The organism is Micromonospora sp. NBC_01739 (assembly GCF_035920385.1).
Taxonomy (GTDB): Bacteria; Actinomycetota; Actinomycetes; order Mycobacteriales; family Micromonosporaceae; genus Micromonospora.
In genome coordinates this window covers 1714067-1726460 of record NZ_CP109151.1, presented here as the reverse complement: position 1 = coordinate 1726460, position 12394 = coordinate 1714067, and the positions used below count along the sequence as shown (strand labels likewise).

Genomic DNA, 12394 nt, shown 5'->3' with positions numbered 1-12394 from the left:
CCATGCCGACCATCATCATCGACACCCCGGCCACCGAGGTCGCCGCCCGCCGCTCGGTAGCGATCCGGTTGACCCGCTGGTTCGCCCAGCGGGGGGTGGCACCGGCCCATGTGGTGCTGCGATTCACCCAGACCCCGCCCGGCTCCGTGTTCAGTGGCGGTCTCCCAGTCGAGGCGCTGCCCGCCGAGGAGGGACCCTTCCGGCACGCCGCGGTGACCTGCTGTCTGGGTCCGGAGCGTGACGACGACTTCCGGACGGACCTGGCCACCGAGATAGCCGCGGCCCTGGGCCCGGTGTCCTTCCTGTACATCGAGTTCCGCCCGACCTCCCCCAGTCACGTATTCGTCCAGCGTGCCGGGCAGTTGACCCGTGCCGACCGGGCGTCCTAGCGAGAGAAGGTCCGATGAACACCGACGAGTTGCAGCAACAGATTCGGGCGGTCCTGCGGCGGACCATCGGCGAGCCGGTCGACAACCTGGGCCCGGACGACGACCTGGCCACCGCCCTGGGTAGCCGCTACGACAGCCTCACCGCCCTGGAGTGCATCAGCGCCATCGAGAGCAGCTTCGACATCGAGGTCGACTTCGTCGGCCAGGACGTCCGCTACTGGTTCGCCACCCTCGGCCGGATGACCACCTTCGTCCGTGACCAGCTGGAGGATCGGGCGTCGCTGGGCGGTGTGAGATGACCACCGCCGCGGTGGCGCAGACGGCCTTCGCCACCTCCGGGCAGTCCGGGCAGCCGGGCGTCTGGTGGCGTACCCAGGAGCAGTTGCAGGCCGAGGTGGAGCTGCTGGCCCAGGTCATCGGCGCACCGTTCGACCGGGTGGTCACCTACGCCCCGACGGAACACCTCTACGGTCACCTCTTCGGGGTCCTGCTGCCGCAGCACCTGGGGGTACCGGTGCGGCACCTGTGGCAGAACCCCCTGGAACCCCCGAGCCTCGCCGACGACGAGCGGACCCTGCTGGTCTGTCTGCCCGCCACCTGGGTGCTGCTGCGCAGCCTGGTCGGGCGGCTGCGGGCCGCTCCGGCGGTGACCGCGGTGCACAGCAGCGGACCGATCACCCGGCACACCCGGCAGGTGCTGCGCGAGGTGGCGGGCGGCGCCTTCCAGGCGGTGGAGATCCTCGGCTCCACCGAGACCGGCGGGGTGGCCCACCGACGGCTCGCCCCCCGGCCGGCCACCCCCACCACCTGGACCCTGTTCGACGACGTCACCCTGGTCGGTGCGGGGACCGGAGAGCAGCCCCTGCGGGTGGCCAGCCCTCGGCTGGCTCGAACCCCCGCACAGACCCGGCCGCCGGCCACGCACACCATGGAGGATCTGGTGCGCCCGGTGGGCAGCCGACAGTTCGACCTGGTGGGCCGCGCCAGCCGCATGATCAAGGTGAACGGTCGGCGGGTCCGACTGGAGGAGATCGAGAACAGCCTGCGGTCCGAGCTACCCACCACCGAGGTGGTCTGCGTACCCCGGGTCGACGACGTGCGGGCCGAGCACTACGACCTGTACTACGCCGGCGGCTCCAGCCCGGAGACGGTGCACTCCGCGCTGCGTGCCGCGCTGCCCGGGGTGCCGCCGCCGCGGCTGGTGCAGGCGGTCGGACACATCCCGCGCGGCGTCACCGGCAAGGTCCGCCTGGACCGGCTGCTGGCCGAGGCCCGCAAGGAACCAGCGATTGGACGACCCGATGACCGATGAGCCCGGCACCTCGCTGCTCGAGGCACCTCGCCCTCTCCCCGCTCAGCAGCCGCCCTGGGATCCCGGCACCGGGCTGCCCGCCGTACTGGACCGGCTGCGCGCCGAGGCTCCCCTGGTCACCTCGGCCTCCTGCTGTTCGCTGCACCGCGAGCTGGGTCGGGTGGCCGCCGGGGAGGCCCTGGTCCTCCAGGCCGGCGACTGCGCGGAACGGTTCGCCGACGCCACCGAGGAGCGGACCGCCGCCCGGATCGACCTGGTGGCGGCCCTGGCGGACATCATCGAGTACGGCACCGGCCGCCCGGTGGTCCGGATCGGACGGATGGCCGGCCAGTACGCCAAGCCCCGCTCCCAGGACTGGGAGCGCACCCCCGACGGGCAGTTGCTGCCGGTCTACCGGGGTGACGCGGTCAACTCACCGGAGCCGACCCCGGCCGCCCGGGTCAGTGACGCCCGTCGGCTGCTGGCCGCGTACGAGCACGCCGCCCGCACCCTGGACCACCTGTTCCTGGCCGATCTTCTGCCTACCCTGGGCGGCGCCGACAGCGCCTTCTCCCTGACCTACACCGGGCACGAGGCGCTGCTGCTCGACTACGAGCAGGCCCTGGTCCGCGACGACGACCACCGTGGCGGCAGGTACGCCTCCTCCGGCCATTTCCTCTGGATCGGCGAGCGCACCCGACAGGCCACCGGGGCGCACATAGAGTTCGCCGAACGGATCAGCAATCCGGTCGGGGTCAAGGTGGGCCCGGACGCCGCCGGTACGGAGATCGCCGCCCTGACGGCACGACTCACCCGGGGACACGACCCGGGTCGGCTCAGTCTCATCGTCCGGATGGGCGACCGGGTCGGCACGGAACTGCCCCGCCTGTTGAAGGTGCTCGGCCCCGCCGCAGAGCGGGTGCTGTGGGTCTGCGACCCGATGCACGGCAACACCCGACGCAACCGGCACGGGCAGAAGACCCGGGTGGTGGCGGAGGTGATCCACGAGGTGCGGACCTTCCTCACCGTGCTGGGCGAGCACCGGCTGACCATGTCCGGACTCCACCTGGAGACCACCCCGGAGCCGGTGGGCGAATGCGTCGACTCCGCCACCGAACTGGACGGGTACCTCGACCGGTACACCTCGGCCTGTGATCCCCGGCTGAACCCGAGTCAGGCCGAGCGGGTGGTCAGCGCCGCCGTCGAGGCCGGTTGGGGAAGGGGGGCGCGGTGACCAGCACCCTGCTCAACCCGCCCACTCCCAAGGGTGGCGGGCTGTGGCGGCACGCCGACTTCCGCAGGTACTGGGTGAGCCAGACCGTGTCGCGTACCGGCACCAATGTCGCCGAACTGGTGCTGCCGCTGGCGGCCATCACGATGTTCGACGCCAGTGCTCAGCAGCTCGGCTGGATCAACAGCGCCGCATTCGCGCCGTACCTGCTGATCTCCCTGTGGGCCGGGGTGTGGATCGACCGGCGGCGCAAGCGGTCCCTGCTGGTCACCGCCGAGATCGGCCGGGTCCTGGCGCTGGCCGCCATCCCGGCCCTGGCCCTGGCCGGACTGCTCCAGGTCAACATGCTGATCGTCGTAGCCTTCCTGCTGGGCGTCTGCGCCGTGCTGTTCGACGTGTCCGGATCGGCCTACCTGCCCTCCCTGGTCGGCCGGGACCAACTGCTCGACGGCAACAGCAAGCTCCAGGCCAGCATCGTGGTGACCAACTCCGGTGGGCCGGCCCTGGGCGGTGTGCTGGTACAGGTCCTGGCCGCACCGGTCGTGCTGGCGATGAGCGCGGTGGCCAGTCTGGTGTCGCTGGGCGCCCTGGCCGGCATCCGGCAGACCGAGCAGGCCCCGGCCAACCCGGAGGGCAGGCGCCGGACCCTGGCGGAGATCGGCGAGGCGTTGCGGTTCATCGCCCGCGACCGCTACCTGCGCTTCCTCACCGTACGGTCCGGGGTGAACAACCTGTTCTTCATCGCCCGCAACACCCTGCTGCCGCTGTTCATCATCCAGGTCCTGGATCTGGGCAGCGCCGTGCTCGGCCTGATCCTCGGGGTCGGCGCGATCGGTGCGCTGATCGGCGCCGGCCTGGCCAAGCGGCTCGCCGACCGGCTGGGCCCGGGACGGGTGATCGCGGTCGGCTACGGCGTGGCCTCGGTGGTGCAGATCCTGTTGCCGGCCGCCGGCGGCCCACCGGTGGTGGCGTTGGCCATCCTGCTGCCGATGTTCTTCGTCAGCGGCATGTTCATGACCGTCGGCAACACCAATGTGGCCACCCTTCAGCAGATGCTCATCCCGCGTCGCCAACTCGGTCGGGTGATCGCCGGGATGCGGACCGTGACCTGGGGCAGCATGCCGATCGGTGCGCTGCTCGGCGGCACCCTGGGCACCCTCATCGGGATCCGCGAGACCTTGATCATCACCGCCGTCGGCTTCTGCCTGTCCGCCCTCTGGATCGCCCTGTCCCCGATCGCCAAGCTGCGCGAGATGCCCGCCGCACCCCAAGACTGAATGGAGAGCCACCATGCCGCCGACGCGCCCCCTGTCGCCGCGCGCCTTCGTGCTCACCGGAGCGTTCCGGGTCATCTGCCGCAACCACCGTCTCCTGACCGAACTGGCCCGGCGGGACCTGCGCATCCTCGTGCTCTGCCCGGACACCTCGCGGGCGCAGGTCGAGGCGGTGCTCAGCCGGCCGGGCCCGGCCGCCGACCTGATCACCGAGGTCGCCTACGCGGCCGGGGCCATGGACCGGGAGTCCTCCTTCAACCCCGATGTGCTGGCGGTGCTGCAGGACTGGCGGGAACGCTACGAGGTGACCGGCCTGTACGCCATGGAGGAGACCCTGGTCGAACCCAGTGGCCTGGCCGCCGACATGCTCGGTCTGCCCTCCCCCGGGCTGCGCGCCAGCCGGGCCTGCCGCAGCAAGTACCTGCAACGCTGCTATCTGCCCGAGTTGAGCCCACCCTCGTTGACGGTGCCCGCGCACCGGCGGGCCACCGTCGACCTGCACGCCCTGAAATATCCGGTGGTCGTCAAGCCGACCGCCCGGCACGCCAGTTCGGGGGTCCTCGCCGCATACTGCCCGGAGGCGGTCGCCGACCTGCTCGGCGACTATCCCTCCCACGAGACCCTGCTGATCGAGCAACGGGTCGAGGGCCAGGAGTTCTCGGTGGAGTCGCTGGTGCAGCACGGCCAGGTGCGGTTCGCCGCGGTCACCCGCAAGGAGACCACCGAGACGCACGGACGCACCTTCGTGGAGCTGTCCCACACCATCCTGGCCGGTCCGGTGCGCATCGCCGGCCGGGAGGTGGGTGACCTGCTCACCGAGGCCAACCAGCGGGTCCTGACCGGCCTGGCCTTCGCCGACGGCGTGACCCATTCCGAGTGGCGGGTCACCGAGGCCGGGGAGCCCGTCCTGATGGAGATAGCGGCCCGTACCCCGGGCGACGGCATCTCGTTGCTCTACCACCTGGCCTGCGGGGTCCCCCTGGAGGCACCCATCATCGGGATCGCGCTCGGCGAACAGGTCGACTACCCCCGGCCCCGGCGCTGGGCCCGCCAGGTCTACCTGGAACACCAGCCGGGGGTGCTGCGGGACGTCACCGTCGACTGGCCGGGCGAGCGGGTGCGCTGGATCGGCGAGGCCGACCTGTGGCCGACCGTGCGTCCCGGTGAGCCGGGTGACCCGCCGACCCTGCGGGCGGTGCTGGCGCTCAAGCCGCCCGGCGCCGAACTCGGCCCGCTGACCTGCTCGGACGACCGGGCGGTGACCTTCCTGATCGATGCCGACGACGAGGCCGACCTCAACCGACTGGAGGAGCAGGTTCGGGCCGCGATCACCCTGACCGTCGAGTAGGAGCGACATGTTCATCACCACCGTGGTGGCGGACGCCTTCGCCACCAAGTGCTATCTGGTGGCCACCGCCGAGGGGGGCGACTGTGTCGTCGTGGACCCCGGCTACGGGGTGGCCGAGCGTCTCGGGCAGGCCCTGGACCGGCACGGCCTGACCGCCCGGGCGGTGCTGCTGACCCACGGCCACCTGGACCACACCTACTCGGTGCCGGCCGTCGAGGCCACCCACCGCCTGCCGATCTACCTGCACCCGGCGGACCACCACATGCTGGCCGATCCGTTCAGCGGACTGGGCGACGAGTTCGGTCCCCAGTTCGCGCAGCTGCTCGGCCCGGAATGGAGCTGGCGGCAGCCCCACGATGTGCACACCCTCAACGACGGTGACCTGATCACGGTCTCCGGTCTGGAGATAAGGGTCGATCACACCCCCGGCCACACCCCCGGCTCGGTGATGTTCAACCTGCCCGGCGACCGGCATGGCGAGTCGTACTGCCTGGTGGGTGACACCCTGTACGCCGGCACGATCGGGCGCACCGACATGCCCGGCGGCAGCCGGGCCCAGACCCTGCGCTCGCTGCGCGGCCTGCTGAGCAAGGCGGACCAGACGGTGCTGCTGACCGGGCACGGGGAGGACACCACGGTGGGCCGGGAACGGTTCGCCAACCAGTTCATGGTGCAGGCCTCCGTCTGGGACGGCACCGGCGAACCTCCCCGGACCATCATGGGCTGGAAACCCGGGCAACGAGTCTGACGACCCGGAACACGAACCGGCCGACCCCGCGGGTCGCGGGGTCGGCCGGGAAACGGTCGTTCGGGGTCACCAGAGCTGGGAGACGACCTCCGCCGCCTGCTCCTCCCACTGGGCGTAGTGGAACGGGTAGGCCGAGACCTGCACCGTCTGCGCCGCGGCGGTCAGCGGCATGTCCCGCCAGCCGTCGACGTTCTTGAGCGCCTGGAAGAAGGCGTTCGAGGAGTACTCCGGGTCGGTGATCTGTGCCTCCGTGCCCCAGCCGCTGGAGGGCCGCTGCTGGAACAGCCCCTGCGAGTCGTGGTCGTTGTACGCACCCAGGTGACCGAGGTTATACAGCTTCGACTCCTGCAAGGCGGTGGCGATGCCGATCACCGCGCCTCGTTCGCCGACGCCGGTCCGCTTGGCCACCTCGATGATGGTCTTGGCGTTCTGCCGCTGGGCGTCGTCCAGCGGCACCCGCGACTGGAGGCCCTGTACGCCGTGCGGGATCAACTCACTTCGGCTCGGCTTGCCGGAGGAGGCCCGGTCGGCGCGCTCGGTGGCGGACTCCGCCGTGGTGACGGCGGTCTCCTGGCCGGTGGCCTTGTCGATCGCCGCCACGGCGCCCTCGTGCGGGCCGTTGGCCAGCGGTGCGGCGACGGCCGTCGGGCCGAATGCCAGCCCGGCGAGGGCGGTTACGCCCACCACACTCAGCGTGGTCTTGCGATTCGGGTTCGTCGCGATGGCCGGGAGCCATCGAGTGAAGTCGAACTTCACGATGGTTGCCCTTTCGATCGTTACGAGCCGCTCGGGGTTGAGCCGCTCTCGGGGGAACTGCCAAGGCCGGCGGGGTGCCGGCGCTTTGGGGAGGTCAACCAGGACGATGTTTCCGTCATTCCGGAAATGCCCGCTGACGTGCAGGTTGAGAGCCGGCTCACCTCGCCGACCCGGACACCCCTGCCCAGGGACGACAGTCCGCCCACACCGTTACGCCGAAACGGTGGGGTCCACGGCGGCGGGAAACCGCCATCCCGCCGTAACGGAGTCGATCAAGGCCAGCACCCGATAGGACCGCAGCGCACCCGCCACCGGCAGGTCACCCGCCGTCTGCGGGAAGACCGAAGCGCACCAGTACGTGCCACAACTGCTTGAGGTGTTGCAGGGTGTCCGTGATCGGGCCCCGGTCGGCCCAGCGGTGCGGCTCGGTGACCACCGAGGCGGCGGCCCGGCCGATCAGGGCGGCGTGCAGGGGTTCACCCGGCCGGGCGAACTCGGCGTGCACCCGGGCGGCCAGGGGTGGGATGGCCGGCCCCCGGAATTCGGCGTCGACCTGGTCCACCGGCAGGGTGAAGCCGGCGTGCCACCGCAGCCGGAAACCGTGGCGTTGCGCGGCGGCGGCCAGGGCCGCACCGACCGGGGTGCCCTGGAACGAGGGATCGGCGACGAGTTCCCGCACATCCCGCCCCAGCCGCACCTCTCCGTGCACCTGGGCCTCGATGTAGTCGTCCAGGGCCCGCCCGGCGGGTGCCGTGGCGGGATCCTGCTCACGGTGGCGCAGCAGCCGCTCGGTGAGGACGACCAGGTCGATACCGGCACGACCCAGACACCCGCCGGTCGTCACCGTGGCGGTGAGCAGGGCGGCCACCACGGGGTCGCAGACCTCCGGGGTGCCGAACACGGAGGGGCCCAGATGGCTGTCGCCGAAGCAGAAGGTGGTGCGGTGCAGCACCTCGGGGCGCAACCGCAGATGGCAGGAGCCGAAGCGGGCAGCCGCCCCGTCCGGATGATCGAGCAGGTTCAGGCCCCCGTATTTGGGCCGCTCCGCCGGGCGCACCCCCGGCCACTGGTACGCCCCACCGAACATCCGCTGCTCCCACCGGTCCCGGTCACCGCCCGGGTAGGCGGTCAACCCGCCGTTGGAGATTCCGGTCTCGAACTGGCTGCGGTAGACCCCCTCGGTGGCCAGGGACTGCGCGACCGTGCGGCCGTCGGCCAGCAGCCGGTCGGGGTGGAAGTTGAGGGTGATCAGGCCCTGTCGGCCGATCGCCGCGACGAGTTGCCGCGGGTCGGCGCGGACCCCGGCGACCTCCAACAGCCGGGTGATGGTGTCCAACGCGGCGGATCGGTCCCGCAACGCCACCCTGCGTACATGTCGCAGGGCATGGCGCTGGGCCGGGGTCAGGGATGGATTCGGCTGCCGCGGGACGGCACCGGCGGCGGGTGGACCCGCCGCCGGTGCGCGTTCAGGATCGGTTACGGATGACACCGCGACAGGGTCACCCGACCGGTGGTACGGACGCATCCGGATTAACGGCCGAGGTCAGTGCCCCCGGGCCAGCCACTGCGGCAGCTGCGGCGCCTCGGCGCCGATGGTGCTGCTGTCACCGTGACCGGGGTGTACCACGGTCTGCGGCGGCAGGGTGAGCAGCCGGTCCCGGATCGAGTCGATGATGGTGCCGAAGTCGCTGTAGGAGCGACCGGTGGCACCCGGCCCACCCGCGAAGAGGGTGTCGCCGGTGAAGACGACCTCCTGGGTGGGGTCGTGCAGGCAACACGCGCCGGGGCTGTGCCCGGGGGTGTGCAGCACGGTCAGGGTGCTGCCGCCGACCTCGATCCGCTGTCCGTCGTGCAGCTCGCCGCCGGGCGACTGATCGGGGTGCACCATGTCCCACAGCACCCGGTCAGCGGGGTGCAGCAGCACCGGCGCACCGGTGGCCTGGGATAGCTGCGGGGCTACCCGGACGTGGTCGTCGTGGGCGTGGGTGGCGACGATCGCGGTGACCCGTCGGCCGGCGACCACCTTCAGGATGGCCTCCATGTCGTGGGGGGCGTCGATGACGAGGCACTCGGTGTCGTCGCCGACCACCCAGACGTTGTTGTCGACCTCGAAGGTCTGCCCGTCCAGGGAGAAGGTGCCGGAGGTGACGGCGTGGTCGATGCGGGCGGCCATCAGAAGACCACCACCGAGCGCAGCACGTCGCCGTGGTGCATCCGGGCGAAGGCCTGCTCGACCCCGTCCAGGCCGATCTCCTCGGTGACGAAGGCGTCCAGGTCCAGGCGACCCTGCAGGTAGAGCTCGGTGAGCATGGGGAAGTCCCGGCTGGGCAGGCAGTCGCCGTACCAGCTGGACTTCAGCGCCCCGCCCCGGCCGAAGACGTCCAGCAGCGGCAGCTCGACCCGCATCTCGGGGGTGGGCACCCCGACCAGCACGACCGTGCCGGCCAGGTCGCGGGCGTAGAAGGCCTGCTTCCAGGTCTCCGGCCGACCGACCGCGTCGATGACCACGTCGGCGCCGAACCCGCCGGTGGCGGCCTGGATCTCGGCCACCGGGTCGCTCTCGGAGGCGTTCACCGTGTGGGTGGCGCCGAACTTCCGGGCCCAGTCCAGCTTGCGGGAGTCCGTGTCCACGGCCACGATCGTCGTCGCCCCGGCCAGCAGCGCACCGGCGATCGCCGCGTCACCGACCCCGCCGCAGCCGATCACGGCCACGGAGTCGCCCCGGGTCACCCCGCCGGTGTTCATCGCCGCGCCGAGGCCGGCCATCACCCCGCAGCCGAGCAGCCCCACGGCGGCGGGCCGGGCGGCCGGGTCCACCTTGGTGCACTGGCCGGCGTGCACCAGGGTCTTCTCGGCGAAGGCGCCGATGCCCAGGGCCGGGGTGAGGACGGTGCCGTCGGTCAGGGTCATCTTCTGGGCGGCGTTGTGGGTGGCGAAGCAGTACCACGGGCGGCCACGGCGACAGGCCCGGCACTCGCCGCAGACGGCCCGCCAGTTGAGCACCACGAAATCGCCCGGGGCGATTCCGTCGACCCCCGCGCCGACCTGCTCGACGATGCCGGCGGCCTCGTGTCCGAGCAGGAAGGGGTAGTCGTCGTTGATGCCACCCTCGCGGTAGTGCAGGTCGGTGTGGCAGACCCCGCAGGACTGCACCCGTACCACCGCCTCGCCCGGCCCCGGGTCCGGCACCACGATGTCGGTGACCTCGACGGGTGCGCCCTTGCTCCGCGAGATGACGCCCCTGACCTGCTGGCTCACACTTTCCTCCTCCTCCGCGCCGACGCACCGCGCCGACGCACTGCGGCCACCCCGGAGAACCGGCGGCGCCGACGATCATTCCCGGAGGCGAACCTACCGCCGCCACCGCCCACCAGCACAGCTTCCGGGCGATCGGGCGACGCCTGCGGCCCGTCGTACCGACGTCGGGCGGCGTTACGCCACCGCAGCACCTGCACCACACCCACCGCCCACAGTAGGTACTGCAACGCGAAGGCCCACCGGTAAGCGTCCAGGTCGGGCACGTTCTGTCCGGCCGGGGTGGCCAGGTCGAGCACCACCCCTACGGCGAGCACCAGGATGATCGCCGCGACGAAGCCGCCGACGTTGACGATCCCGGTGGCGCTGCCGATGCGGTTCACCGGGTTGAAGGTGCGGACGAAGTCGAACCCGATCAGCGAACCGGGACCGTTGAAGGCCAGCACCAGGGCCAGCACGACCAGCAACCAGCCGGGGGCCCGTCCGGGCCAGGCCAGCACCACCGCCCAGGTCGCCGCGGTCAGCCCGACGATGGCGAAGACCAACACCGAACGGTGTCGGGGGAACCGGCCGCACAGATAGGCGACCGTCGGCCCGGTCACCAGCATCCCCAGGGTCAGCACGGTGAGCAGGGTGGCCGCCGCGGTGGGGGTGAGCCCCTGCCCCTGCACCAGGAACGGAAAGCCCCACAGCAGGGCGAACACGCTGCCGGAGAACTGGCAGACGAAGTGGGTCCACAGCCCCAGGCGAGTGCCGGGCTGGGCCCAGGCGGCGGCCAGCAGCCCACCCGGCGGTGTCGTGGTGGCGGCGGCCACGGCCACCCGGCCCGGGCTGTCCCGGATGGTGGCGACGACCACCAGCAGGATCGCCGAGGACACCCCGGCGACCGTCAGGAAGGCCGTGGTCCACCCGGTGTGCTCCAGCAACAACACCAGGGGTACGGCGCCGAACACCGCGCCGAGTTGCCCCAGGGTGCCGGTCAACTGCACCAGCAGCGGATTGCGGCGCCCCGGGAACCAGTAGGCCACGATCCGCAGCACGCTGATGAAGGTCATCGCGTCGCCGAGGCCGACCAGGATCCGGGCCGCCACGGCCAGGCGTACGTCCGTGACGAGGGCGAAGCCGAGTTGACCGGCGATCATCAGGGCACCGCCGGTCACCAGCAGGCGGCGGGAGCCGTACCGGTCGAGCAGCATCCCGACGGGTACCTGCATCAGCGCGTACACCCCTAGTTGGGCGACCGTGAGGGTGGCCAGGGTGGCGGCGCTGATCTCGAAGCGCTGGGTGGCCTCCACCCCGGTGACCCCGAGGGAACTGCGGTGGAACACCGAGGCGACGTACGCGCTCAGCGCCACCCCCCAGACCAGCATCGCCTGTCGGCGCGGCACGGAGGGCGGGTCGGCCAGGCTCACCGCAGACCCCGCAGCGCGCGGGCGGCGTTGTCGATGTGGGCGGCCACCGTGGCCAGCCAGGGTCCGGGGTCGTCCCCGTCGAGGGCGGCCAACTGGGCGGCGTGGTCGGTCAGCGCCATCTGCGCCCAGCGGGGTGAGAGCCGGAAGGTGGTCTCCCCCATCCGCAGTTGCCGGTCCCGCAGCCGCTGGTACAGCTCGGCCAGGATTTCGTTGCCGGCCGCGTCGACCACGGTGGCGTGGAAGGCCCGGTCGGCGGCCATCAGGGCGGTCAGGTCACCGGCGGCGTGGGCGGCGCGCATCTCGGCCAGCCGGGCGGCCAGGTCGGCGCGGATCTCCGCGCGTCGGGGCCAGACCTGCTCGGCGGCATGCACCTCGACCAGCCGGCGGGCCTCGATGACATCGGTGATCTCGCGGGCCGAGACCGGCAGGATCAGCGCCCCCCGCTTGGGATAGAGCCGCACCAGCCCCTCGGTCTCCAGCCGCAGCAGCGCCTCCCGCACCGGAGTACGCGACACCCCGGTCGCCTCGGCGATCTCCCCCTCGCTGACCAGCGACCCGCCCGGGTGGACCTGTTCCAGGATGGCCCGCTTCAGGTGCCGGTAGGCGCGTTCGGCGGCCGAGGGCACGGTGGTCCGGCCACTCGGGGAGGGATGCGTCATGTATCTATCATCCGCCCCACCTGTTTCAGCA

13 protein-coding genes are annotated in these 12394 nt (G+C 71.7%); 7 read left to right on the top strand and 6 right to left on the bottom strand.

Annotated elements, in window-relative coordinates; genetic code table 11:
- The first annotated feature begins 2 nt into the window (after window positions 1–2).
- The 7 genes from OIE53_RS07605 to OIE53_RS07575 are packed head-to-tail and all read left to right on the top strand — an operon-like array spanning window position 3 to window position 6281.
- The gene (locus OIE53_RS07605) at window positions 3–389 is read left to right on the top strand and encodes a hypothetical protein (protein ID WP_327025871.1); all 387 of its coding nucleotides are present in this window, start codon (window positions 3–5) and stop codon (window positions 387–389) included.
- A 14-nt stretch (window positions 390–403) separates the two neighbouring features.
- Window positions 404–688, top strand: coding sequence for an acyl carrier protein (locus tag OIE53_RS07600; RefSeq protein WP_327025870.1), 285 nt, complete (start codon window positions 404–406; stop codon window positions 686–688).
- Window positions 685–1701, top strand: a complete 1017-nt coding sequence (locus OIE53_RS07595) for a class I adenylate-forming enzyme family protein (RefSeq protein WP_327025869.1) — start codon at window positions 685–687, stop codon at window positions 1699–1701. The genes OIE53_RS07600 and OIE53_RS07595 overlap by 4 nt, the downstream gene beginning before the upstream one ends.
- Window positions 1691–2914 (top strand): 3-deoxy-7-phosphoheptulonate synthase, encoded by a 1224-nt coding sequence (locus OIE53_RS07590; protein ID WP_327025868.1) that lies wholly within the window; start codon window positions 1691–1693, stop codon window positions 2912–2914. The genes OIE53_RS07595 and OIE53_RS07590 overlap by 11 nt, the downstream gene beginning before the upstream one ends.
- Window positions 2911–4188, top strand: coding sequence for an MFS transporter (locus OIE53_RS07585; RefSeq protein ID WP_327025867.1), 1278 nt, complete (start codon window positions 2911–2913; stop codon window positions 4186–4188). The genes OIE53_RS07590 and OIE53_RS07585 overlap by 4 nt, the downstream gene beginning before the upstream one ends.
- Window positions 4189–4201: 13 nt before the next feature.
- Complete coding sequence (locus tag OIE53_RS07580) at window positions 4202–5533, top strand: ATP-grasp domain-containing protein (protein ID WP_327025866.1); 1332 nt, start codon at window positions 4202–4204, stop codon at window positions 5531–5533.
- Between the two features lie 7 nt (window positions 5534–5540).
- Window positions 5541–6281 carry an MBL fold metallo-hydrolase gene (locus OIE53_RS07575; RefSeq protein ID WP_327025865.1) on the top strand — a complete coding sequence of 247 codons (741 nt, stop codon included), beginning with the start codon at window positions 5541–5543 and terminating at the stop codon, window positions 6279–6281.
- Between the two features lie 66 nt (window positions 6282–6347).
- On the opposite strand, the gene OIE53_RS07570 is transcribed toward OIE53_RS07575, so the two are convergent.
- The 6 genes from OIE53_RS07570 to OIE53_RS07545 form a co-directional block, all read right to left on the bottom strand.
- Entirely contained in the window at window positions 6348–7037 is a 690-nt protein-coding gene (locus tag OIE53_RS07570; protein WP_327025864.1) for a hypothetical protein, read from the bottom strand.
- Window positions 7038–7356: 319 nt separating this feature from the next.
- Window positions 7357–8400 carry a DUF3626 domain-containing protein gene (locus tag OIE53_RS07565; RefSeq protein ID WP_327027111.1) on the bottom strand — a complete coding sequence of 348 codons (1044 nt, stop codon included), beginning with the start codon at window positions 8398–8400 and terminating at the stop codon, window positions 7357–7359.
- 180 nt (window positions 8401–8580) lie between these two features.
- The gene (locus OIE53_RS07560) at window positions 8581–9210 is read right to left on the bottom strand and encodes an MBL fold metallo-hydrolase (RefSeq protein WP_327025863.1); all 630 of its coding nucleotides are present in this window, start codon (window positions 9208–9210) and stop codon (window positions 8581–8583) included.
- Window positions 9210–10295, bottom strand: a complete 1086-nt coding sequence (locus OIE53_RS07555; protein ID WP_327025862.1) for an S-(hydroxymethyl)mycothiol dehydrogenase — start codon at window positions 10293–10295, stop codon at window positions 9210–9212. The genes OIE53_RS07560 and OIE53_RS07555 overlap by 1 nt, the downstream gene beginning before the upstream one ends.
- Window positions 10292–11704 (bottom strand): MFS transporter, encoded by a 1413-nt coding sequence (locus tag OIE53_RS07550; protein WP_327025861.1) that lies wholly within the window; start codon window positions 11702–11704, stop codon window positions 10292–10294. The genes OIE53_RS07555 and OIE53_RS07550 overlap by 4 nt, the downstream gene beginning before the upstream one ends.
- Window positions 11701–12363, bottom strand: coding sequence for a GntR family transcriptional regulator (locus OIE53_RS07545; protein WP_327025860.1), 663 nt, complete (start codon window positions 12361–12363; stop codon window positions 11701–11703). Before OIE53_RS07545 ends, OIE53_RS07550 begins: the two co-directional genes overlap by 4 nt.
- Between the last annotated feature and the right edge of the window lie 31 nt (window positions 12364–12394).